Source organism: Billgrantia saliphila (genome assembly GCF_002930105.1).
GTDB classification, from domain to species: Bacteria; Pseudomonadota; Gammaproteobacteria; order Pseudomonadales; family Halomonadaceae; genus Halomonas; species Halomonas saliphila.
The window spans coordinates 73,372-95,724 of sequence record NZ_PJRN01000014.1; the positions used below are offsets into that span (position 1 = coordinate 73,372).

Annotated in this window: 19 protein-coding genes; 7 read left to right on the plus strand and 12 right to left on the minus strand. The window is 66.1% G+C overall.

Annotated elements, in window-relative coordinates:
• Window positions 1-147 precede the first annotated feature (147 nt).
• The gene (guaB, locus tag CYJ07_RS15430; RefSeq protein ID WP_104204602.1) at window positions 148-1,617 is read right to left on the minus strand and encodes an IMP dehydrogenase; all 1,470 of its coding nucleotides are present in this window, start codon (window positions 1,615-1,617) and stop codon (window positions 148-150) included.
• 213 nt (window positions 1,618-1,830) lie between these two features.
• Between guaB and CYJ07_RS15435 the strand changes: the two genes are divergently transcribed.
• The 3 genes from CYJ07_RS15435 (at window position 1,831) to xseA (ending at window position 4,151) form a co-directional block, all read left to right on the plus strand.
• Window positions 1,831-2,028, plus strand: a complete 198-nt coding sequence (locus CYJ07_RS15435) for a CsbD family protein (RefSeq protein WP_104204603.1) — start codon at window positions 1,831-1,833, stop codon at window positions 2,026-2,028.
• Between the two features lie 78 nt (window positions 2,029-2,106).
• Complete coding sequence (locus CYJ07_RS15440) at window positions 2,107-2,652, plus strand: PRC-barrel domain-containing protein (protein ID WP_197038390.1); 546 nt, start codon at window positions 2,107-2,109, stop codon at window positions 2,650-2,652.
• A 155-nt stretch (window positions 2,653-2,807) separates the two neighbouring features.
• Complete coding sequence (xseA, locus tag CYJ07_RS15445) at window positions 2,808-4,151, plus strand: exodeoxyribonuclease VII large subunit (RefSeq protein ID WP_104204605.1); 1,344 nt, start codon at window positions 2,808-2,810, stop codon at window positions 4,149-4,151.
• 35 nt (window positions 4,152-4,186) lie between these two features.
• On the opposite strand, the gene glrR is transcribed toward xseA, so the two are convergent.
• From glrR to CYJ07_RS15475, 6 genes are all read right to left on the minus strand, one after another.
• Entirely contained in the window at window positions 4,187-5,602 is a 1,416-nt protein-coding gene (gene glrR / locus CYJ07_RS15450) for a two-component system response regulator GlrR (protein WP_269320555.1), read from the minus strand.
• A 34-nt stretch (window positions 5,603-5,636) separates the two neighbouring features.
• Window positions 5,637-6,173: a hypothetical protein gene (locus CYJ07_RS15455; RefSeq protein WP_104204606.1), complete on the minus strand. Its 537-nt coding sequence runs from the start codon at window positions 6,171-6,173 to the stop codon at window positions 5,637-5,639.
• Window positions 6,170-7,669 (minus strand): sensor histidine kinase, encoded by a 1,500-nt coding sequence (locus CYJ07_RS15460; RefSeq protein WP_104204607.1) that lies wholly within the window; start codon window positions 7,667-7,669, stop codon window positions 6,170-6,172. Before CYJ07_RS15460 ends, CYJ07_RS15455 begins: the two co-directional genes overlap by 4 nt.
• 875 nt (window positions 7,670-8,544) lie before the next feature.
• Complete coding sequence (gene argA, locus CYJ07_RS15465) at window positions 8,545-9,858, minus strand: amino-acid N-acetyltransferase (protein ID WP_104204608.1); 1,314 nt, start codon at window positions 9,856-9,858, stop codon at window positions 8,545-8,547.
• A 113-nt stretch (window positions 9,859-9,971) separates the two neighbouring features.
• The gene (locus CYJ07_RS15470) at window positions 9,972-11,237 is read right to left on the minus strand and encodes an inorganic phosphate transporter (protein WP_104204609.1); all 1,266 of its coding nucleotides are present in this window, start codon (window positions 11,235-11,237) and stop codon (window positions 9,972-9,974) included.
• Window positions 11,238-11,306: 69 nt separating this feature from the next.
• Window positions 11,307-11,987 carry a TIGR00153 family protein gene (locus CYJ07_RS15475; protein ID WP_104204610.1) on the minus strand — a complete coding sequence of 227 codons (681 nt, stop codon included), beginning with the start codon at window positions 11,985-11,987 and terminating at the stop codon, window positions 11,307-11,309.
• A 123-nt stretch (window positions 11,988-12,110) separates the two neighbouring features.
• On the opposite strand from CYJ07_RS15475, the gene CYJ07_RS15480 reads away from it, so the two are divergent.
• Both CYJ07_RS15480 and CYJ07_RS15485 read left to right on the plus strand, forming a co-directional pair.
• On the plus strand, window positions 12,111-12,953 hold the full coding sequence (locus CYJ07_RS15480; RefSeq protein WP_104204611.1) for a CYTH domain-containing protein: 843 nt from the start codon (window positions 12,111-12,113) through the stop codon (window positions 12,951-12,953).
• Between the two features lie 52 nt (window positions 12,954-13,005).
• Entirely contained in the window at window positions 13,006-13,890 is an 885-nt protein-coding gene (locus CYJ07_RS15485) for an ion transporter (protein WP_104204612.1), read from the plus strand.
• A 34-nt stretch (window positions 13,891-13,924) separates the two neighbouring features.
• Here CYJ07_RS15485 and CYJ07_RS15490 read toward each other — a convergent pair whose 3' ends face one another.
• The gene (locus CYJ07_RS15490; RefSeq protein WP_104204613.1) at window positions 13,925-14,548 is read right to left on the minus strand and encodes an L-threonylcarbamoyladenylate synthase; all 624 of its coding nucleotides are present in this window, start codon (window positions 14,546-14,548) and stop codon (window positions 13,925-13,927) included.
• A 60-nt stretch (window positions 14,549-14,608) separates the two neighbouring features.
• Window positions 14,609-15,538: a PHP domain-containing protein gene (locus CYJ07_RS15495; RefSeq protein WP_104204614.1), complete on the minus strand. Its 930-nt coding sequence runs from the start codon at window positions 15,536-15,538 to the stop codon at window positions 14,609-14,611.
• A gap of 114 nt (window positions 15,539-15,652) precedes the next feature.
• Here CYJ07_RS15495 and CYJ07_RS15500 point away from each other — a divergent pair, with 114 nt between their 5' ends.
• Entirely contained in the window at window positions 15,653-15,952 is a 300-nt protein-coding gene (locus CYJ07_RS15500; RefSeq protein ID WP_104204615.1) for a YciI family protein, read from the plus strand.
• Between the two features lie 167 nt (window positions 15,953-16,119).
• Window positions 16,120-18,144, plus strand: a complete 2,025-nt coding sequence (gene mnmC, locus CYJ07_RS15505; protein WP_104204616.1) for a bifunctional tRNA (5-methylaminomethyl-2-thiouridine)(34)-methyltransferase MnmC2/FAD-dependent 5-carboxymethylaminomethyl-2-thiouridine(34) oxidoreductase MnmC1 — start codon at window positions 16,120-16,122, stop codon at window positions 18,142-18,144.
• 57 nt (window positions 18,145-18,201) lie between these two features.
• On the opposite strand, the gene CYJ07_RS15510 is transcribed toward mnmC, so the two are convergent.
• The 3 genes from CYJ07_RS15510 to zipA form a co-directional block, all read right to left on the minus strand.
• Window positions 18,202-18,471: a YheU family protein gene (locus CYJ07_RS15510; protein WP_104204617.1), complete on the minus strand. Its 270-nt coding sequence runs from the start codon at window positions 18,469-18,471 to the stop codon at window positions 18,202-18,204.
• Entirely contained in the window at window positions 18,468-20,528 is a 2,061-nt protein-coding gene (gene ligA, locus CYJ07_RS15515; protein WP_104204618.1) for an NAD-dependent DNA ligase LigA, read from the minus strand. The genes CYJ07_RS15510 and ligA overlap by 4 nt, the downstream gene beginning before the upstream one ends.
• Window positions 20,529-20,716: 188 nt before the next feature.
• Complete coding sequence (gene zipA, locus CYJ07_RS15525) at window positions 20,717-22,339, minus strand: cell division protein ZipA (protein WP_104204620.1); 1,623 nt, start codon at window positions 22,337-22,339, stop codon at window positions 20,717-20,719.
• Between the last annotated feature and the right edge of the window lie 14 nt (window positions 22,340-22,353).

Sequence of the window (22,353 nt, forward strand, 5' to 3'; positions counted from 1 at the left end):
GGCGGGGCAACATAGGTAAGAACGAGCGGCGGCGCTGGCTGAGCGTCAGGCTAGGCGAAAACGGCCGAAGCAGCGGAGTTGACGTGGTTGTCAATGAGCATGCTGAGGCCGTTTTCAACAACGCATGGCGCCAGATCAGCGGCGCCGCTAGCCCACCCGGTAGTTGGGCGCTTCTTTCGTTATCTGCACGTCATGCACGTGGGATTCGGCGAAGCCGGCCCCGGTGATCTGCACGAATTCGGGCTTGGTGCGCATCTCGTGGATGTCGCGGCAGCCGGTGTAGCCCATGGAGGCGCGCAGGCCGCCCATCAGCTGGTGGACGATGGCGCTCATCATGCCCTTGTAGGGTACGCGGCCTTCGATGCCTTCCGGCACCAGCTTCTCGGCGCCGCTGTCCTTGTCCTGGAAGTAGCGGTCGGCGCTGCCCTGGCTCTGGGACATGGCGCCCATGGAACCCATGCCGCGGTAGGCCTTGTAGGTACGGCCCTGGAACAGCTCGACCTCGCCCGGGGCTTCCTCGGTGCCGGCCAGCAGGCCACCGACCATCACGCTGCTGGCGCCGGCGGCGATGGCCTTGGCCAGGTCGCCGGAGAAGCGCACGCCACCGTCGGCAATCAGCGGGATGTCGAACTCCTTGAGCGCTTCGGCCACGTTGGAAACGGCGGTGATCTGCGGCACGCCGACACCTGCGACTACGCGGGTGGTGCAGATGGAGCCGGGGCCGATGCCCACCTTCACGCCGTCAGCGCCGGCCTCGGCCAGCGCGCGGGCGGCGGCGGCGGTGGCGATGTTGCCGCCGATCACCTGGATCTGAGGGAAATGCTCCTTGACCCATGCCACGCGGTCGATCACGCCACGGGAGTGACCGTGGGCGGTGTCGACGATGATCACGTCGACGCCGGCTTCGGCCAGCGCGGCCACGCGGTCCGGCGTCTCGGCGCCGGTGCCCACCGCGGCGCCGACCAGCAGGCGGCCGTCGGCGTCCTTGGCGGCGCTGGGGAAGGTGCGTGCCTTCTCGATGTCCTTGAAGGTGACCAGGCCGCGCAGGTGGAAGGCGTCGTTGACCACCAGCATCTTCTCGACCCGGTGCTCCTGCATCTTGGCCTTGATCACGTCGAGCCCGGTGCCTTCGGACACGGTGACCAGGCGCTCGCGCGGGGTCATGATGTCGGCAACCCGGTCACCGTGGTTGGGCTGGAAGCGCATGTCGCGCTCGGTGACGATCCCCACCAGCGTTTCGCCCTCCACCACCGGGAAGCCGGAGAAGCCGTACTCCTGGGCCATGGAAAGCAGGTCCTCGAGCTTGGCCCTGGGCCCGACGGTCACCGGGTCCTTGACGATGACGCTCTCGTGCTTCTTGACCTTGCGCACCTCGGCGGCCTGAGCGGTGATGCTCATGTTCTTGTGGATGATGCCGATGCCGCCTTCCTGGGCCATGGCGATGGCCAGGCGGGCTTCGGTCACGGTATCCATGGCAGCGGAGACGAGGGGGATGTTGAGGTAGAGGTCGCGGGACAGGCGGGTCCGCAGGCTGACGTCCTTGGGCAGGACTTCCGAGTAGCCGGGTACGAGTAATACGTCGTCGAACGTAAGAGCTTCTTGGGCCATACGTAGCATAGTCGGCAACACCCAGTGAGCTGGTGGGGAGGGAGCGAAGTTAATCGACCATTATAACGGCCGGCCCGGCACTCCGGCAATTCGGCGTCGGCTTTCGGCCCCTGCCGAATCACACTTCGAAACAGTCTGAAACGCTCACTGACTTACAGCGCGACAAGCGTGAACTAGCTTGAGAAGTGCACGATAGGTCCGCACACGGAAAGGAGAGCCGTCATGAACTGGGACCAGATCGAAGGTAAGTGGAAAGAGCTGAGTGGCAAGGCCCGCTCCAGCTGGGGCGAGTTCAGCGATGATGAACTCGATCAAATTGCCGGCAAGAGAGAGCAGTTGATCGGCAAGCTCCAGCAACGTTATGGCCTGGAGCGCGAGGAAGCCGAGCGCCAGGCCGACGACTGGGCGCGAAACCTCTGACGTGTCGCGCCATTGAAGCAGCAATACCCTGAACCAGGGCAAATTCCTGAATCCAAGGAAAGGGAAAGGAGTATGACCATGCAAAAGCGCCTACTGACCATCGCCGTAGCAGCCGTAACCGGTAGCCTGGCCTTTGGCACCCAGGCCGTGGCACAAGAGGACGACGCCAAGGCGGCACAGGGCCTCTACTCGGCCGATGACATTATTGGTGCCGACGTCTACTTGCAGAGCGATCCCGACGAGGATGTCGGTGACGTGAGCAATATCCTGCTCGACGATGAGCAGAAAGTCAGCAAGGTGGTGATCACCACCGGCGAGATCCTGGGCATGGGCGGTCGCGAGATCGTGGCGGACGTCGAGGAGCTCAGCCTCGAGACCGAGCGTGACGATGGCGACACCACGCACCGCATCCTCATCAACGCCGAGTCCGAGGATCTGGAAGGTTACCCGGAGTACAGCGAGGAGTGGTTCGACACCGAGCGCGAAAAAGTTCGCACCGAAGGCACGAGCGCTTGGCAGACGGGCACTGTCGGCGCCGGCTCCGACATGGGTAACCAGAACGTAGACGAAAACGACGACAGCGCCGAGTTAACCGAAGAGGACGTTGAAACAGACTTCGAGTAAGACCTCTCGAGCCAATGCCCTCCCCATGAAGTGATTCTTGCGTCGGGTTCGCCCCGGCGCTTTTTTTGTCCTGGCCCTCCTGCCGGGCGCGCCCACGTCAAATGTAGCGGCGGCCATGCTAGAGTGGCGGCATCGTTCGTTCAGCGAGACCGCGCATGTCCCCACCCGACGCCACCGCCCTCTCCGTCAGCGAAGTGAATCGTCGCGCCCGTCAGCTGCTCGAATCGGGCCTCGGCGAGGTATGGGTGGAGGGGGAGCTTTCCGGGGTGTCGCGCCCGGCCTCGGGACATGTCTATTTCACCCTCAAGGACGCCTCGGCGCAGCTGCGCTGTGCGCTGTTTCGCAACCGTGCCCGCTTCGTCGCCGCTCCCATGCGCGACGGCGACCGGGTCAAGGTACGCGGTCGGGTGTCGCTGTTCGAGCCGCGCGGCGACTATCAACTGATTGCCGAGGCGGTACAGGCCGCCGGCGAAGGCGAACTGCTGCTGGCGCTGGAACGGCTCAAGCAGCGGCTTGCCGCCGAGGGTACATTCGCCAATGCGCGCGCCCTGCCCTGCCCGCCGCGCCATCTACTCGTGCTCACCTCGCCCACCGGCGCGGCGATCCGCGACGTGCTGGCGGTGCTTCAGGCACGCTGGCCGCTGGCCCGGGTCACGCTGATCGGCGTACCCGTGCAGGGGCGTGAAGCGGCGCCGGCCTTGATCGCCGCCCTGGGGCTGCTCAATCGCCAGCAGGCGCTCGACCCGACGCGGGACGTGATCCTCATCACTCGCGGCGGCGGCAGCCTGGAGGATCTCTGGGCGTTCAACGACGAGCACCTGGCACGGGCCATCTTCCATTCGCGGCTGCCGGTGATGTCGGCGGTGGGCCACGAGGTGGACGTCACCCTGTCGGACCTGGCCGCCGACGTGCGCGCGCCCACCCCCTCCGCCGCGGCGGAAATGCTGGTACCGGATCGCCGCGACCTTGAACGCCGCTTGTTGGGGTTGGAGCGCCAGCTCATGCGTTGCACCCAGGCGCGCCTCGAACGCGAGGGCCAGCGCCTTGACCACCTGCGCGCACGGCTGCGCCATCCCGGTGAAAGGTTGGCCCGCCAGCGCCAGACGCTCCAGGCGCTGGACGCCCGGCTGCACCGCGCGCTGCAGGCCCGGCTTACCGCCGAGCGACGCCACCTGGCGCATGTGCAGCGTCGCTTCAACGCCTGCCACCCGGGGCGCGGCATCGATCGGGCCGCCATCAGGCTATCGAGTGCACACAGCCGGCTGGAGCAGGCGATGCAGCGCCGCCTGGCGCAGCAGCACGAGCGCCTAAGCGGCCTGGCAAGGCAGCTTCAGGCGGTGAGCCCGCTGGCGGTGCTGGGGCGCGGTTACGCGATTCTGCAGGATGCCGAAGGCCGAGTGGTACGACGCGCCGCCGACACCCAGCCGGGGCAGGCGCTGACCGCCCGGCTGGGCGAGGGAAGACTGCAGGTGGAAGTGAAACGACGCCTCAAGAAGTGAAGCGCCGCCTCTCGTGGAGGCGGCGCCTGGTGCCGTCAGTCGGGCTTGAAGGTACTCGGCTCGAGTTCGTGGCGTGACAGCAGCTTGTAGAAGTCGGTGCGGTTGCGCCCGGCGATGCGCGCCGCCTGGGTGACGTTGCCCTCGGTGATCTTGAGCACCTTGACCAGGTAGCTGCGCTCGAAGTTGGCGCGGGCGTCGTTGAAGGTCGGCAGCGCGCTGTCCTCCGCCGCCAGGGCCTGGGCCACCAGCGCCTCGGGAATCATCGGCGAACGCGTCAGCGCCACGCACTGCTCCACCACGTTCACCAGTTGGCGCACGTTGCCGGGCCAGGCGCTGGTCGCCAGCAGGTTGAGCGCCTCCGGCGAGAACCCCTTGACGAACGGCTTGTGCCGGGCCGCCGCCTGAGCCACGAGGTGTCGCGCCAGCAGCGGCACGTCCTCGGCGCGATCCTTGAGCGCCGGCAGCTTCAGGTTGACCACGTTGAGGCGATAGAAGAAGTCCTCGCGGAACTCGCCCTGATGCATCGCCTGGCTGAGGTCGCGGTGGGTGGCCGAGAGGATGCGTACGTTCACCGGGAACGACTGGGTAGAGCCCAGCGGACGGATCTGACGCTCCTGCAGCGCCCGCAGCAGCTTGACCTGCAGCGGCAGCGGCATGTCGCCGATCTCGTCGAGAAACAGGGTGCCACCGTCGGCGGCCTGGAATAGGCCTTTGTGATCGCTGATGGCCCCGGTGAAGGCGCCCTTGGCATGACCGAACAGCTCGCTTTCCAGCAGCTGTTCCGGCAAGGCGCCGCAGTTGATCGCCACGAACGGCTTGCTGGCGCGCGGGCTGGCGTCGTGGATGGCCCGCGCCAGCAATTCCTTGCCCGAGCCGGAGGGGCCGGTGATCAGCACGCTGACGTCCGATGACGCCACCATGCGCGCCTGCTCGAGCACCCGTTCCATGGTGGGGCTGCGAGTGATGATCTCGGCCCGCCAGGCATCGTCGCTCCCGCCGGCACCGACGGGCGTGTGGGTCAACGCCTCGTCGATGGCGCTGAACAGCTCGTCACGGTCAACCGGCTTGGTGAGGAAGCTGAACACGCCCTGCTGGGTGGCATTCACGGCGTCGGGAATGGAGCCGTGAGCGGTCAGGATGATGACGGGAAGCCCCGGGACCTGGCGCTGAATGGCCTGGAACAGCGCCATGCCATCCATTTCGTCCATGCGCAGGTCGGAGAGTACGAGGTCGGGACGCTCGGCCTCCAGGCAACGCAGTGCCTCGGGGCCACTCTCCGCCGTGGTTACGCGGAAACCACGGCTTTCCAGACGCATTCCCAGTAGACGCAACAGGCTGACATCGTCATCGACCAGCAGGATGTGCGCCTCCGCCGATCTGGCGCCGGAGGCTCGCGCCGGAGACCTGCGGGTCTCAGCCTTACGGGCATCGGTCAGTCGAGCCGCTTCCATCACGTCGTATCTCCCGTGTCGCTCAGGGCGACTACTATCGCAAGTTCATGTTCCGCTCGATCGTCGTCAACGCCTCGAGCTTCTGGCTGAGCTCCGTTTTCTCGCGCTGCAAGACGGCCAGCTGCTCGCGTGTTCGCGAGTTCTGTCTGGCCAGGGAGCGTCGCCCCTCCAGTTCGTTGCGCCAGTAGAGCAGCAGTTGCTGCAGTCCGGCCGGTGCCGCATGCGTATACGTCTGATAGAGCTCGGCCGCCTCCGCCCACTCGCGTTCACTGCCCCAGGAGAGCGCCACGGCACGGATCAGTTGCCGTTCGGCTTCACTCCGGTTCGGGTCGGTGCCCAGTCCTGTCACCGTATCCCGGCGCCATTCGGCGTCGCCACGCTGCGAGGAAAGGCCTAATGACACCCAACTGGGCAACAGGCAGGCATTCTCTTCAAAGGACGGTACCACTGCTTGGCAGGAGGCGGCTGTCGTCGCCTCTTCCTCCGAGCCGGTCATGACCTGCTCGGGTAGGTACTGGCATCCTCCCAGCCATACCACGGCCACACCGACACAGAGTGTTCTCAGCTTCATGTTGCTTCGCTCCTAGCGCTGTCGCCCACTTCGACGGGCACGGTATTCTCTCCGCTTTGGGTCAGGGGAACTGCCCGGCGCGGCAGTGTGAGACGAAAGCACACCTCGAATTCGCGATCCTCGACCAGCGCCAGGCTGCCGCTCTGGATCCGGGCGCAGTCGGCGGCCACCGAGAGGCCGATGCCCGAGCCCTTGAGCGGCCCCTTGCGGCGGGATCGCCCTTGAAAGAAGGGTTCGAACAGTCGCGAGCGATCGTTTTCGGCGATAGGTTCGCCGCTGTTGGCGACATCAAGGAATAGGTGATCGCGCCCGCCATGGGCGCGAACCAACAGGTCACCGCCATCCTCGCCATAGGCGATGGCGTTGGAAACCAGATTGTCGAGAATCCGTCCCACGGCGGTGCGATCCACCACCCAATCCAGGGGGCCATCGAAGGCCGTCACCCGCATGCCCTTGTTCTCCAGTGCCAGTCGATGCTTGGCCAGCGTGGTCTTGACCAGGGTCGCGATATCGATGCGTTCGAGAGTGATACGCTGGTTGTGCTGCAGCAGATTATAGTCAAGCAGCTGCTCAATTAGGCGCTGCAGCTCGCTTCCGCTGGCATCGATCAACGACAGAATTTCGCGCTGGCGCGGACTCAGCTCGCCGGCCACTCCATCGGCCAGCAGCGCCGAGCCTTCACGCACGCTGGCCAGCGGCGTCTTGAGTTCGTGGGACATATGCCGCAGGAACTGCTGCTTCTGCGCTTCGAGATCGCTCAGGCGAGTCGACAGCCAGTCGAGACGGTCGCCGAGCTGGACCAGTTCCGCCGGCCCCTGGATGGTGTCTCGATCATTGGTTTCCACCCCACTGCCGATGCTGAGAATACGATGCTCCAACTGACGCACCGGGCGGATGATCAACCAGCTGAACAGCAGCATGAGCAGCAGGCTGGAGGAGACCAGCGCGGTGGTTTGTAGCCAGAGGCGCGATTGCACCGCCTCGGCTCGGGAACGAATCATCTCGATCCGCGCATCGATCTGCTGGTTGGTGGCCCGCCGCATGGCCTCGACGTGTTCGGAGAACGGACCGAACAGCGCCAGCCACACCTCCAGCGCCTCGGCATCCAGTTCCGGCAGTTGCGAGAGCAGCAGCAGCTGCTCCTCCAGCGCCACGACGTCGGGGTCGCGCGGCAGGAAGCGGCGCTGCTGTGCCAGCAGTTCGGTGAATTCGCTGTGACGCTCGGCGTAGATATCGAGCAGGCTCTCCTGCTCGAGCACGGCGTATTGCCGCGCGCTACGCTCCATGTCCAGTGCCAGGTTGCTCAGCAGCCGCGCACGGCGGCTCTCCTCAACGGCCTGGCGAGCACTGACATCCGCCAGGCGCGAAAGCTCGGAGAGGGCCTGTCCGGCCTGATACATGAGGATTCCCAACGGCAACATCACGACAAGGAAGGCCAGCAGCACCAGCTGCAGCAGGGAACGTGGACGCCAGCGGCGCGAGACCCGTTTGGTCATGACCAGTGTTCTTTTTAATAAAGGGGAAAAAACCACCATGGTGCATGCCTGAAGGATAACAGAGTTCCACGTTCAGCTTCTCGTGTCCTTACATTCCCGCTAACAATTCAGAAAAAAAAGGCCGGCGGGAGCCGGCCCAAGTACGCAGGGAACTGAAGGGGTTAGAAAATATGGGCATCGATCGCCTGGCCGAGCCATGTCCACACTTTCCGTGGGCCCGAGGGCCCCGAAGCCCCGCTTCCGTCTGTTGGCTTACCAGGAGCCAGCCGGTACAGGTGAGCGGCGAACCGCTCTGCTTCGTTACCTGGCGTCACCGCCGCGATCCACTCGCCGGCGATGCCGCGTGATTCGATCCCCCGAGGGGGATGAGGCATCCTTGCCGGGGCATCCGTGCCCTTCTGGTACCTTTCCTTGCCTGTTGGCGGTACCCGTCTCATCGCAACCTAAGTTACACATCGCGGAGCGAACGCTGATCCTCGTTTGGCCCGAGTTGCACAGGGCATGGGGGGTGGTGGTTCCCGAGCCTCCCGTGGATCGAAGTGATTCGAGCCGTTTGAATCACTTCTTTCGTTGCTCGCTTTGTATAGTGCCATTTGCGTGCCAGGAATTTCGCTTATCAAACAAAAACAATAACTTGCAAAGAATGAAAAGTTGGCACGCAAGGGCGTCGCCGCAAAAAGGCGTCACCCAGGGGTTCCGAAGGGCACGTTTCGTCACCGATCGGAGACACCCTTTTGTCGGTTTGTCAGGAGGAGCATTGGAAACAAAGAGTTAGCTTGTTGCCTTTTTGAGACAACGCTATTACCGGCGTTGCCTTGGAGCGACAGCTGCCGCTGTCCGAAACGGGTTTCGACAGCGGCAGGACCTTGGCAGGCTTAAACGAGAGGTTTGATGAGAATCTTTGACTTACGCGCATGATTATAGGTATCGCGCCTGAGGGGCGGCAGCTCTTCGATACCGCCAGAGCGGAAACCGTGCTCGACGAACCAGTGCGCCGTATGTGTCGTCAAAACGAACAGCGCCTCCAATCCCAGCCGGCGGGCGCGCCGTTCGATGCCGGAGAGCAATAGCGTGCCCCGCGCTCCGCCGCGATAGTCAACGTGGATCGCCACGCAGGCCAGCTCGCCCATGGCCGCTTCGTCGAAACGATGCAGCGCGGCGCAGCCGATGACCATGCCGTCGCGTTCGATCACCAGGTAATCGTCGATCTCGTGCTCCAGGCGTTCGCGCGAGCGCGGCACCAGCATGCCGCGTCGTTCCAGCGGCTCCAGCAGTTCCAGCAGCCCGCCGATGTCGTTCAACTGCGCGGGACGCAGCTGTTCGTAGCGATGCCGGGTGATCATGGTGCCCACGCCGTCGCGGGTGAACAGCTCGCCAAGCAGGGCATCGTGGTCGTGCCAGGAGAGCAGATGGGTGCGGGCCACGCCGTTGCGGGCGGCGGCACAGGCGGCGGCGATATGGCGCGCCGGCTCGCTGCCCGGCGCGGCGTGCGATAGCAGCGGTTCGGCCTCGTCGGGAGTGAGCTGGCGCTGCATGGCGCCATTCTCATCGTAGAGCCCGGCGGCCTCGCCCAGCAGGATGAGCTTGTCGGCAGCCAGCGCCATGGCGGCGTGCTGGGCCACTTCGGCGGCGTCCAGATCGAATACCTCGCCGGTGCTGGAGAACCCCAGCGGCGGCAGCAGTACCAGCGAGCCGCGGTCGAGCAGCCCCTGCACCGCCGAGACCCGCACCCGGCGCACCTCGCCGCTGTGGTCGTAGTCGATACCGTCGCGCACGCCCAGCGGCTTGGCCATCACCAGGTTGCCGGACACCACGGTCAGCTCGACGCCATGCAGCGGCGTGTTGGGCAGGCCCAGCGAGAGCCGCGCCTCCAGCCACAGGCGCTGCTCGGCGGCCACCCGCTCGACGCAGGTCATGATCGCCTCGTCGGCCACCCAGCGCCCGTTGTGGCGCTGCGGCACGATACCGGCTTCGCTCAGCGCCTGCTCCACCTGCGGGCGGATGCCGAACACCACCACCAGGCGAACGCCCAGGGTATGCAGCAGCGCCAGGTCCTGGATCAGTTGCTCCCCGCGTCCGCGCGCCATGGCCTCGCCCTCGATGAGAATCACGAAGGTTCGGCCCCGGTGCGCATTGATATAGGGGGAGGAATTACGGAACCAGTCGACGAAGGGGAAACGAGTGTCCAAGGCCGCTCTCCGGCAGCAGATGAGAGGAGGTGTATCGAATTCGACTATATCAGAGCGACGAAAACGGCGGCACCATCCGGTGCCGCCGCGTAGGAGTCATTCCCTCGCCCGATTTACCCAAATATTCCCTTGAACATGAAGAAGAACAATATCGACAGGCCCGCGCCGGCCGGCAGGGTGATCAGCCAGGACATGGCGATGGTGCCGATCACGCGCAGGTTGAGTGCCGCCATGCCACGGGCGAGGCCCACGCCGAGCACCGCCCCCACCAGCGTATGGGTGGTGGAGATCGGCAAACCGGTACCCGAGGCGAGCACCACGGTCAGTGCCGCAGCCAGGGTAGCGGCAAAGCCACGACTCGGCGTCAGTTCGGTGATGCCGGTGCCCACCGTGGCGATGACCTTGTGTCCGTAAGTGACCAGGCCCACCACGATGCCGCCACCGCCCAGCACCAGCACCCACCAAGGCACCAGCGCCGAGGCCCCAATGGTACCGCCCTGCTCGACGACGCTGATCACTGCCGCCAGCGGCCCCACCGCGTTGGCCACGTCGTTGGAGCCGTGAGCGAAGGCCATGGCGCAGGCGGTGAAGATCATCAGTACGCCGAAAACCCGCTCTACCCCGGTGAAACCGAAATGATCGGTCTGGCGACTGCCGGCCTGTACGCGACGCTCCATCCAGCCACCCAGGGCCATCACGGCGAGGCCGAACAAGGCCGACAGCAGCAGGTTGGTGCCGAAGCCCAGGTTAAGGCCCATGTGCTTGAGCCCCTTGGTCAGGGTCACCATGCAGATGGCGAAACCCACCATGAGAACGTAGAACGGCACGTAGCGCTTGGCTGCGGCGAAGGGGTCGTCGGCTTCGAAAATGAGGTGCTGTACCGACTTGAACAGGGTGAAGGCAATGGTGCCGGCGAGCAGCGGCGACACGACCCAGCTGGCGGCGATCTGCCCCACCTTGGGCCAGCCCACGGCATCGATCCCGAGACCCGCCAGGGCGAAGCCGACAATGGCGCCGACGATGGAATGCGTTGTCGATACCGGCCAGCCCTTCATCGAGGCGACCAATAGCCAGGTACCGGCGGCCAGCAGCGAAGCCAGCATGCCGTAGACCAACAGTTGGGGATCGTGCTCTAACGCTGCGGGATCGATGATGCCCTTGCGGATGGTCTGGGTAACTTCGCCGCCGGCGAGCCAGGCACCCAGGAATTCGAACACCACGGCGATGATGATCGCCTGCTTGATGGTGATCGCCTTGGAGCCGACCGAGGTGCCCATGGCGTTGGCGACGTCGTTGGCACCGACGCCCCAGGCCATGAAGAACCCGAAGAGGCAGGCCAGGATAATGAAGGTATTCGCGTGCTCTGCAATGATCGACATAGGGGGCTGGAATCCTATGTGGCTGTCAGGTTGAAAGAACATCGCCCGGCCATGCCGGGCGTCGATGTTCTACCGGGCAGTGAGAATCTGGAGCCGACTGCCGACGCGCTCGGCGCGATCGGAGAGTTCGCCGACCCAGTCGATGATCTTGTAGAGAAAGATCACATCCACCGGCTTGAGCCGGTCTTCAAGGTCGAAGAGCAGACGCCGGATGGCGATCTGCTGCTGGTCGGCCTGCTGTTCGAGGATGTGCAGCTCGCGGATCAGGTTCTGCATCACGTCGGAAACGTGACGACCGAAGCCCGATTCCAGCAGATCCTGCAGCTCCTCCAGCGCCTGGCGCGCCTGAGCGACGCAGGCCACGGAGGTCTGCATGTAATCGCGCATGGGCTGGGCCAGCTCAACGGGGATCTGCATGCGGCGCCCCAGCATGATGCCGGTGATGTCGCGAACCTTGTTGGCAATCTTGTCCTGCACGCTGATCAGGTCGAGCAGGTCACTGCGCGAGACGGGCAGAAACAGGGTGTTGGGCAGATTGAGGCGAAGCTCGGTCTTGAGACTGTCGGCTTCATGTTCGAGCTGCGTAATGATTTCGCGGACCCTGGCGGCCTCGTCCCAGTCGCCGGTGAGCGAAGCCTCGAAGAAGGGCAACAGCTGGTCGGCGCATTCGTTGGCCTTGCCGATATGAGCCAGCAGCGGCTGGAACGGCGAACGACCGAACATAGCGGAAAACGGATTGGATTTGACCATGGCGTATCATGCGCTTGGAGAATGGCGGTGCGAGTATATCGACCGGTACTTGTCACGTCATTGAAAAGTTTAGCAGTCTAGGCCGATGCTGCACTGACGGGAAAACGGGGCTGAGGAAAAAGGATGAGCCACGAGATCGAACTGAAGCTGGCGCTGGCCGACACGGGCCCCGAACGCCTGCTCCGCCACCCGCTGCTGCGCGCCGGGGTGGATGATGCCGAGCGGCTGACGAATACCTACTACGACACGCCAGAGGGCGAGCTGGAAGCGGCACGCGTAGCGCTGCGCCTGCGCCGCTATGGCGAACGCCGGGTTCAGACGCTGAAGAGCAGCGGCGAAGGCGCGGGAGGTTACAGCCGGCGTCGCGAGTGGGAGTGGCCGGTACAAGGTGACACCCTCGACCGGGAGGGGCTCGCTGAGCTGGCCCCGCAGGTCGGGCTGGCCACCGATGCGATAGCCCGCCTTGAGCCTCGCTTCGCCACCGACTTCGAACGCCGGACCTGGCGGCTGGAGCTGGCCCAGGCAAGCGTCGAGGTGGCCCTCGATCAGGGCGAGATTCGCGCCGCCGGCCGGCACGTGCCGATCCGCGAGCTGGAACTCGAGCTCAAGGACGGCGATCCGCAGGCGCTATGGACGCTGGCCATCGCCCTTGCCGAGAGCGTGCCGCTGCGCCCGGCCGACGCCAGCAAGGCAGCCCGCGGTGCCGCACTGCTCACCGGGCACTGGTCGCTGCCGCAGGGAGATAGCCCGAGCGCCTGGCTGCATCGCGCCCTGCTCGCATTGGACGCCTACGGCGATACCGGCGACGATGGCTGGCGCGTCGAGGCCAGGGAGGCCTTCGGCCGGCTGGCTTCGAGCGGCGAGGACGAGGCCCGCCGACTGGCCGCTTTGCTCGGCGAATCCGATTGGCTTGGCGTCGAGTTCGGCCGCCTGGCGCTCCGGCTGGCGCAGCGCCTGACGTTATAGCCGGCACGAGCATTCCGCGCACGAATAGAACCGCACCAGGGAGCAATTAAGGATGAGCGAGCCGTTTCGGCCGGGTGGCGAGGGGGTAAGAACCCGCCTGTTCCAGATCATCTTCGAATCCGACACGCCGCTGGCGAAGGGCTTCGACATCGTCCTGATCATCACGATCCTGGCCAGCGTGCTGGTGGTGATGCTGGACACGGTGGAGGCCTGGGCAATCGCCTACGGCGAGCTGTTCTACTGGCTGGAGTGGGGCTTCACGCTTCTCTTCACCGTCGAGCTCCTGCTGCGCCTCTACTGCCTGGAGAAGCCCTGGCGCTACCTGCGCAGTTTCTACGGCGTGATCGACGTGATCGCCATCCTGCCCACCTGGCTGATGCTGATCCTGCCCGGCGCCCAGACGCTGGTGATCGTGCGCCTGCTGCGAGTATTGCGCATTTTCCGCGTACTGCGCCTGATGCAGTTCGTCGGCGAAAGCCGCCTTCTGCTCGAGTCGCTCAGGCGCAGCACGCGCCAGATCTTTCTATTCTTCTTCGGCATCTTCATGGTGGTGATCATCTTCGCCACCGTGATGTACCTGATCGAGTCGCATGAAGCGGGCTTCACCAGCATTCCGATGTCGATCTACTGGGCGATCGTCAGCCTGACCACGGTGGGCTACGGCGACATCGTACCGGTGACCTCGCTGGGCAAGGCGATCACGGTCATGCTGATGCTGATCGGCTACTCGATTATTGCCGTGCCCACCGGGGTCTTCTCGGCCGAGGTGATCCGCGCGGTACGCGCCGACCGCTACTCTGAGGAAGCCTGCCCCGGCTGCGGCCATGATCGCCACGAGCGACGTGCCCGCTACTGCCTGCTGTGCGGTACCTGGCTCGACGAGACCTCGCCGGACCCGCGCCAGGCCGAGCTTGGCCGCTACGGGCCGTCGAAGTGACCGGCCGCCGCGACGTCATGCCTCCGCGGAACGCTCACTCCTGGAACGGTGCGAGATCGCCGCGGCCTTCGCGGACGATCGTCGGCGGCAACTCGCGCAGGTCGATCACGCTGGTAGGCTCCAGGTGGCAGGCGCCGCCGTCGATGATCAGGTCGAGGTGGGCGACGTAGCGTTCGCGGATTTCCTCCGGATCGGTCATCGGCAGCTCCTCGCCCACCGGGATCAGCGTCACGCTCATCAGCGGCTCGCCCAGCGCCTCGAGCAGCGCATGGGTGATGCGATGGTCGGGCACGCGCACGCCGATCGAACGCCGCTTGGGGTGCAGCAACAGGCGCGGCACTTCCGAGGTGGCATTGAGAATGAAGGTGTAAGCCCCAGGCGTATTGGCCTTGAGCAGACGAAAGACGCTGTTGTCGACCTTGGCGTAGGTGCCGATGTCGGACAGGTCGGAACAGACCAGGGTGAAATTGTGTTTGTCATCGAGCGAGCGCAGCCACTTGATCTTCTCGATCGCCTTCTTGTCGCCCAGATGGCAGCCCAGGGCATAGCCGGAATCGGTGGGGTAGGCGATTACACCCCCTTGGCGAATGATCTGTACCGCCTGGTCGATCAGACGCTTCTGCGGATTCTCGGGGTGGATCTGAAAGAACTGACTCATATTCACGCTTCCTGCCTTTTGAAGAGAGACATTGGATCGAAGAGAACGTGGCTGACCTGACTATAGCGCGCCGGTGGAATCGGCGTCGCAGCGCGCCGCGACGACGCTCGCCAGCCGGGGATGCATCCACACCGGCGGCACGGCGGTGCGCGGCACCGGCCCCATGCTGCCCGGCGCCAGGTGCCCCCCGGGGAAATGGAAGTCGCTGCCGACAGAGCCGTACAAGCCACGCTCGTCGAGCTGGCGTGCCAGATCGCGTGTGATGTCGGCATTCTGGAAGCCGCTGACCAGTTCGGCGGCCTCTCCCCCGGCTTCGACGAAGGCATCCAGCAGCAGGCCACGCTTGCGCCGCGTCAGCCCGTAGCGCAGCGGATGGGCGAGAACCGCCACGCCCTCAGCTTCGACGATCCACCCCACCACCTCGGCCAGTGGCGGCCAGTGCGCCTTGACGTCACCGCTCTTGCCGCTGCCGAGATGCTTGCGAAACGCCGTGGCCACGTCGGGTACCAGCCCCGCCGCCACCAGCGCCCGGGCAAAGTCGGGGCGCCCCAGCGGACGATAGGACCCGGCCTGCTCGCGCGCCCGTGCCAGGGCGTCGTCGAGCCCCAGCTTCTCCATGCGCGCGGCGATCTCCACGGCGCGCGCCTCACGGGCCCGTGCCTGGGCCGCCAACGCGGTTTCCAGCGCACCGCTGACGCCCGTCGGCAGCAGCGCCACCACATGGATGCCGACGCCCTGCCAGCGAGTCGAGAGTTCGGCGGCCGGCAGCAGCAGAATGCCCAGGCGCCGCGCGGCATTCTCGGCCTCGGCGACCCCGGCCACGGTATCGTGATCGGTCAGCGCCATCAGCGCGATACCGCGCTTGGCGCACAGCGCCACGACCTCGCCCGGCGCCAGGGCGCCATCCGAGGCGGTGGAGTGCATATGCAGGTCGACCCCGAGAGGGCCGGGATCCCCGGCGAAGCGACCGGGTGGGAGGGGTATCGGCATGACGCAGGCAGACAACTTTGTCAAAATAGTGGCCCCATGGTGCGCGCCCGGCGAGGGCCGGTCAACGCACCGCTGTGTTCGTCCCGCCATCGCTCCTGCTTGAGGAAACGCCCGATGCTCTACGCCATCATCAGTGAAGACGTGAAGAACAGCCTGGAACGTCGCCTGGCCGCCCGCCCCGACCACCTGGCCCGCCTGGAGAAGCTGCGCGACGATGGGCGTCTGGTGCTGGCTGGCCCCCACCCCGCGGTGGATGCCGACAACCCGGGCGACGCGGGCTTCAGCGGCAGCCTGGTGGTGGCCGAGTTCGACAGCATCGAGACTGCCCAGGCCTGGGCCGACGCCGACCCCTACGTAATCGCCGGTGTCTACGCCAAGGTGGCGGTGAAGCCGTTCAAGAAGGTGTTTCCCTAGTTATCCGCGGCCGAGTTGTCCACCGCCGCGTTTTTCACAGGAGCTGTGGATAACGCTGTTGAAACGCGGCGGATGGCTGTCGCAACTGCCCATGCCGGGCCGCCGTGCGCCGATCGATCATTTCTTGAGCAGCCCGGCGAAGCCCCAAGCTCACCGCGAGATCCCCCATGCCGCCATCCCACGCCTCCCTGCCGCCGCTGGCCGGTCTGGAGACCGCAAGCCTCGACTGGGCAACCGACGAGGCCGGTGACGCCGCCCCCCTGTCGGCTCGCTTCGGCGATGTCTACTTCTCGCGCCACGACGGTCGCGCCGAAACCGAACACGTCTTTCTCGCCGGCAACAACCTGCCGCGGCGCTTCGCCGATTGGGCACTTGCCCGTCCCTTCGTCGTCGGAGAAACCGGTTTCGGCACCGGGCTCAACATGCTCTGCGCCTGGGCCTGCTTCGATGCACACGCTCCCGCATCGGCCCGGCTGCACCTGGTATCCACCGAGCGCTACCCGCTCGCCCGCGACGACCTGGCTCGCGCGCTTGGCGCCTGGCCGGATTTCGCATCGCGCGCCGAGGCGCTGCTGCGCCAGTGGCCCGAGCCGGTGGCGGGCGTGCATCGCCTGGAACTCGACGCGCGGGTGACGCTCGATTTGCACTTCGGCGACGCAGCCGAGCGCCTGGCCCTGCTCGAGGGGAGAGTCGATGCCTGGTTCCTCGACGGCTTCGCGCCGTCGAAGAATCCCGACATGTGGCGCCCCGAACTGTTCGGTGCCCTGGCCGCCCGCTCACACCCGGGTGCGAGCTTCGCCACCTTTACCTGTGCCGGCGTGGTCAAGCGCGGGCTCGCCGCGGCCGGCTTCGCCTGGCGCAAGGCACCGGGCTATGGGCGCAAGCGCGAGATGCTGGTAGGCGAGATTGCCGGTCCGCCGGACGATGAGATGCTAGAGCGACGTGGTGCGACCCCCTGGTTCGCTCCGCCAGCGCCACGCCCCGCACGCCACGTGGCGGTGATCGGCGCCGGTATCGCCGGAACCAGCGTGGCCCGTGCCCTGGCGCGGCGCGGCATCGACGTGACCCTGCTCGATCGCGAGGCGCCAGGCGCCGGCGGCTCGGGCAACCGCCAGGGGGCGCTTTACGTCAAGCTGGCGGCCGAGCCCAACGACCAGAGCCGCGTCTACCTGGCCGGGCTGCAATACAGCCTGCGCTGGCTCGAGCGACTCGATCCCCACCATCGGCTATGGGCGCCGTGCGGGCTGCTGCAACTGGCCATGAGCGAGCGCGAACAGACGCGGCAGGCACGTTTCCTCGCCACCCAGCGGCTGCCCGAAGCGCTGCTGGCCGAGATCGACGCCGAGACGGCGAGCCGCTTGGCGGAAATCCCGATCGCACACGCCGGACTCAGCTACCCCATCTCCGGCTGGGTGCGCCCCGCCGCGCTGTGCGAATGTCTGGCGTCGACGCCGGGTATCACCTTTCACCGCGCCGAGGTGACGGCGCTGTCGGCGACCGATGCGGGCTGGCGCCTGGCGCTGGCGAACGGGGAAAGTCTCGAGGTGGATCAGGTCGTCATTGCCAACGCCGTGGCGGCCAATCGCTTCGCCCAGACGGCGAGCCTGCCGCTGCAAGCGGTACGCGGCCAGGTCAGCCAGTTGCAATTGCCTGAGCATGCCCCCGCGCTGGCGCGGGTGGTGTGCGGCGGCGGCTATGTCTCACCGCCGCTGGACGGCGTGCTCACTTTCGGCGCCACCTTTCAGCCCAACGAGGCGGAAACGGATCTGCGCGACGCCGATCACGCCGCCAACCTCGCCGAGCTGGAGCGCGGCCTGCCGGCTCTGGTGCAGGCGCTGCGCGACGCCGGTGTGGCGTTCGAGCCAGCCGCGTGCTCCGGCCGCGCCGGCGTGCGCGCGGCAAGCCCCGACAAGTCGCCCTATGCCGGGCCGGTACCCGATGCCGACGCCTGGCGCCGCGACTATGCCGCGCTGGGCAAGGATGCCACCCGCGTGCCGGACGTGCCGGGGCGACACCATCCGGGGCTGTGGATCAGCGCCGCCCACGGTTCGCGCGGCCTGGCCAGTGCGCCGCTGTGCGCCGAACTGATCGCCTCGAGGATCTGCGACGAGCCGCTCCCGCTGGAGTGGCCGCTGGTCGATCACCTGCACCCGGGGCGACGGATCGTTCGCGATATCGTCCGCGGCGGCTAGACAGGCATAAGCTAGGCCATGATTCAGCAGCAACGGGTCGCAACCTTAATTCTCCCCCTACCCCTCTTCCTCGTCGTCGGCCAGGTCGCGACCGAAGCTGCGCCATTGGGCGAGCGTCATCACTTCGGTGCTCTCGGTCTGCAGATCGTGGGCGATGATCAACTCGCCGCGTTCGAGCTGACGCCTGAGTTCGACGACCCAACCGCGCATGCCCTCGCCGGTGTCAGTGGTGTCGTAACCTTGGCGGGTGACGAAAGTCTCCAGTAACGCATCCAGCGTCTCCGGCGGCAGCATTCGATGCGGCACCTCGACGAAACGTCCACTCATGCCTCGTCCTCCTCGTCCTGCTTGCCCTCGCCGCGCTCCCAGGCCATCAGCCGCTCGAGGAAGGCGGCTTCGTCGAGCACCTCGACCCCGAGCTCCTGGGCTTTGGCCAGCTTGCTGCCGGCGGCTTCGCCCGCGACCACCGCGGCGGTCTTCTTCGACACGCTGCCGGCCACCTTGGCTCCCAAGGCCTGCAGGCGCGCCTTACCCTCGTCTCGGGTCATGTTCTCCAGCGTGCCGGTGAGCACCCAGGTCTGCCCGGCCAGTGGCTGCGGGCGCTCGCCGATGCTCTCCTCCGCCCAGGTGACACCCAGCGCACGCAGCTCCTCGATGGTCTCGCGGTTGTGTTCCTGGCGGAAGAAGGTGTGGACATGCGTCGCCACCACCGGACCGACATCCTCCACCGCCTCGAGATCGGCCTGCTCGGCGGCCATCAGCGCATCCAGGGTACCGAAGTGGCGCGCCAGATTGGCGGCCGTGGCTTCACCCACCTCGCGGATACCCAGCGCGTAGATGAAACGCGGCAAGGTAGTGGACTTGGCCTTTTCCAGTGCCGCCACCAGTTTTTCGGAAGATTTCTTGGCCATGCGCGGTAGCGCCGCCAAGCGCTCGGCATCGAGGCGGAACAGGTCGGCCGGCGACTTGACCCAGTCGAGCTCGACCAGTTGATCGATGAGTTTCTCGCCCAGGCCGTCGATATCCATCGCCCGCCGCGAGGCGAAGTGCTTGAGCGCCTCCTTGCGCTGGGCGGCGCAGTAGAGCCCACCGGAGCAGCGCGCCACCACTTCGCCCTCGAGCCGCTCGATCTCGGACTCGCACACCGGACAGTGGCGGGGAAAGACGATCTCGCGGGCGTCGTCGGGGCGCAGCTCTTCGAGCACGCGCACCACCTGGGGAATGACGTCGCCGGCACGGCGGATCGCCACGGTGTCGCCGATCTTGACGCCGAGCCGCGCGATCTCGTCGGCATTGTGCAGGCTGGCATTGGACACGGTGACACCGGCCACCGAGACCGGCTCGAGCCGCGCCACCGGCGTGATCGCCCCGGTGCGACCGACCTGGAACTCCACGTCGTTGAGCCGGGTGGTTTCCTCCTGGGCCGGAAACTTGAAGGCGATGGCCCAGCGCGGGGCGCGCGCGACGAAGCCCAGTTCACGCTGCAGGCGCAGGTCGTCGACCTTGATCACCACGCCGTCTATGTCGTAGCCCAGCGCATCGCGCTGTTCGCCCAGGCGCCGGCAATAGTCGATGATGCCTCGGCTGCCCGTGACTACCGCGAGCTGTTGGCTGACACGAAAACCGAAGCCCTTGAGATGCGCCATGAGTTCGCTATGACTGGCATCGCCCGGGTCGGGCTCGACGCGCGCCACCTGGTAGGCGCTGAATTCCAGTGGCCGGGTGGCGGTAATGCCCGGGTCGAGCTGGCGCAGGCTGCCGGCGGCGGCATTGCGCGGGTTGGCGAACACCTTGCCGCCCTCTTCGCGCGCCCGGTCGTTGAGGCGCTCGAAGCCGACATGGCTCATGATCACCTCGCCGCGCACCTCGAGCAGTTCGGGGGCCTCGCCGCGCAGCCTGAGCGGGATCGAGCGCAGCGTGCGCAGGTTGGAGGTGATGCCTTCCCCGGTGCGCCCGTCGCCACGGGTCGCACCGCTGATCAGCACGCCCTGCTCGTAAACCAGCGATACGGCGGCTCCGTCGAGCTTGGGCTCGCAGCAGAAGCGGATCATCTCACCATCGGTTTCCAGGCGGTCCGCCACTCGCTTGACGAAGGACTCGACCTCTTCCTCGCTGAGCGCATTGTCCAGCGACAGCATGGGTACGGCGTGCCGGACCTCGGGAAAGCCCGCATCGGGCGGTGCCCCGACCCGCTGGGTGGGCGAATCGGGCGTCACCAGCTCGGGATACTTGGTTTCCAGCTCCTGCAGCCGGCGCAGCTTGCGGTCGTAGTCGGCGTCGGTGAGGCGCGGCTCGTCGAGCACGTAGTAGCGATAGTTGGCGTCGTCGAGTTCGGCGCGCAGCTCGGCGGCTTCGTCGAGAATGTCCTTGTCGGGCTGGGTCATTGAGTCCTGGTTCCCGGTTTTATAGCGAGGGCCGCAAAGCTCGAAGCTCGAAGCTCGAAGCTCGAAGCTCGAAGCTCGAAGCTCGAAGCTCGAAGCTCGAAGCCAGCGTGACTCCTAGCTTATCAAAGCGAAACCCCCGGTGGGACGCCACCGGGGGTTGTCTTCCAGCTTCCAGCTGACACTTACCGCTAATTCACCTGATAGCGATTCAGGCGATTGCGCCGCTCGAACTCCTGCACGCGCTGACGAGCGAACTCCACGGTCTGGGCGGTCATGACGCTGTGATTCTCGTCCTTCAGCTCGCCGCCCAGGTTGCGCACGATAACCATGGCGGTCTCGACCATCGCCTCGAAGGCCGCCGCGGTATCCAGCGCCCCGGGAAGCGGCATCAGCAGCGTGATGCCCGGCGTGCGGAACTCGTCCATCGCCTCGATGGGGAAGGTGCCCGGCTTGAGCACGTTGACCATGGAGAACTGCAGCTCGCTCTCGGGATCCTCGGTCTCGAAGCGATGGAAGATGCCCATGTCGCTGCTGTAGCGCAGGCCACAGGCCAGCATCAGTTCGAGCAGCGCCTCGCCGGAGAAACCCTCCTCATCGCGTGAGAGAACACTGATGACGATGATCTCGTCGGCCTGGCTCAAAGTATCCCGAGCCCGTTCGGCGTTGACGTTGTGACGCAGGGCCCTGGCCAGGGTCGGATGCGCGCGCACCACGTCGTCTTCGGCATTGGCCGCCTGGGCGGCATCAGGCTCGGCCTCGCTCGGCTCGGTGGCACGCGAACGCGGCGGAGCGAACAACGGATCGTCATCGTCGGCCCGCTCGATGGCCTCGGCTTCCTGACGACGACGCTCGGCTTCGAGAGCTGCCTGGGCCTCGGCCTCCTGACGACGGCGCTCTGCCTCGTGAGCGGCCTTCTCGGCACGTGCCTGTTCGCGGCGCGCCTTCTCCTCGCGCTTCTGTTCGCGACGCTTGGCCAGACGCTGCTGCATGGAGAGCCCGAAGCGCTGTACCGATTCTCCCATGCGGCGTGAACCGTTCTTGAAGGAGTCGCCCATGCCTTCCAGATCGACCAGACGGTAGCGCTCGTCCTCGTCGAGGTCGGCGTCGTGGTCCTCGGGGTCGGCGACCAGCGGTTCGCCTTTGGCGTCGTCCGGCACTTCGTCGTCGAGCGCGCTCAAGGTCGGCTCGCGACGAGTCTCGTCCGGCTCCGCCGAAACCTGCTCGGCCACGGAGGGTTCGGCACGCGTCTTCTCAACGGATGCTGCCCTGCCCGCCACGGGCGCTGCGGGTTCTGCCGCTTCGTGTGCCGCCGGCGCCTTGGCCTCGGTAGCTTCGCTCGCTTGCACGGCTCGAGGCGCCTCGGCGCGCTCGTGAGCGACTTCACGTTCCGCCTCGGCCCGCGCAGGTTCTACCTTGCTGCGCTCGGGAGCGGGTTCCGGCGAGGAGATGGCCGACGCCGCACCGGCGGCAGGCGCGGAAGAGGAGCGGGGCGGAGCATGCGATTCCGCGTCGCGGCCGCCCTTGAAACCGGCCAGTACGCGAGAAGGCCCGGGGTGCGCCTGACGCTCCAGCTTGGGCTTCTCTCTTACCTCGGTATAGCGGGCAGGACTGACGACGCGAGCGCCGCCGTTCGGCAGCTCCCAACTGGTATCGTCATCGGCCTCTGCATGGCCAATACCTTGGTTGTTGTTATCCCCTGCCTGGTCCAGACGGGGCACTCGGCGCTGGCGTTTAAGGCGACGCACCCCATCGACAACGATGAGGGTCACCAGGGCCAGCCCCAGAATGATCAGCCATTCTCTAAGTTCCATGGGTCGTCTTGCCT

Coding starts and splice junctions, on each gene's coding strand:
- guaB (WP_104204602.1), bottom strand. CDS start 1,617: ATGCTACGTATGGCCCAAGAAGCTCTTACGTTCGACGACGTATTACTC.
- CYJ07_RS15435 (WP_104204603.1), top strand. CDS start 1,831: ATGAACTGGGACCAGATCGAAGGTAAGTGGAAAGAGCTGAGTGGCAAG.
- CYJ07_RS15440 (WP_197038390.1), top strand. CDS start 2,107: ATGCAAAAGCGCCTACTGACCATCGCCGTAGCAGCCGTAACCGGTAGC.
- xseA (WP_104204605.1), top strand. CDS start 2,808: ATGTCCCCACCCGACGCCACCGCCCTCTCCGTCAGCGAAGTGAATCGT.
- glrR (WP_269320555.1), bottom strand. CDS start 5,602: ATGGAAGCGGCTCGACTGACCGATGCCCGTAAGGCTGAGACCCGCAGG.
- CYJ07_RS15455 (WP_104204606.1), bottom strand. CDS start 6,173: ATGAAGCTGAGAACACTCTGTGTCGGTGTGGCCGTGGTATGGCTGGGA.
- CYJ07_RS15460 (WP_104204607.1), bottom strand. CDS start 7,669: ATGACCAAACGGGTCTCGCGCCGCTGGCGTCCACGTTCCCTGCTGCAG.
- CYJ07_RS15470 (WP_104204609.1), bottom strand. CDS start 11,237: ATGTCGATCATTGCAGAGCACGCGAATACCTTCATTATCCTGGCCTGC.
- CYJ07_RS15475 (WP_104204610.1), bottom strand. CDS start 11,987: ATGGTCAAATCCAATCCGTTTTCCGCTATGTTCGGTCGTTCGCCGTTC.
- CYJ07_RS15480 (WP_104204611.1), top strand. CDS start 12,111: ATGAGCCACGAGATCGAACTGAAGCTGGCGCTGGCCGACACGGGCCCC.
- CYJ07_RS15485 (WP_104204612.1), top strand. CDS start 13,006: ATGAGCGAGCCGTTTCGGCCGGGTGGCGAGGGGGTAAGAACCCGCCTG.
- CYJ07_RS15490 (WP_104204613.1), bottom strand. CDS start 14,548: ATGAGTCAGTTCTTTCAGATCCACCCCGAGAATCCGCAGAAGCGTCTG.
- CYJ07_RS15495 (WP_104204614.1), bottom strand. CDS start 15,538: ATGCCGATACCCCTCCCACCCGGTCGCTTCGCCGGGGATCCCGGCCCT.
- CYJ07_RS15500 (WP_104204615.1), top strand. CDS start 15,653: ATGCTCTACGCCATCATCAGTGAAGACGTGAAGAACAGCCTGGAACGT.
- mnmC (WP_104204616.1), top strand. CDS start 16,120: ATGCCGCCATCCCACGCCTCCCTGCCGCCGCTGGCCGGTCTGGAGACC.
- CYJ07_RS15510 (WP_104204617.1), bottom strand. CDS start 18,471: ATGAGTGGACGTTTCGTCGAGGTGCCGCATCGAATGCTGCCGCCGGAG.
- ligA (WP_104204618.1), bottom strand. CDS start 20,528: ATGACCCAGCCCGACAAGGACATTCTCGACGAAGCCGCCGAGCTGCGC.
- zipA (WP_104204620.1), bottom strand. CDS start 22,339: ATGGAACTTAGAGAATGGCTGATCATTCTGGGGCTGGCCCTGGTGACC.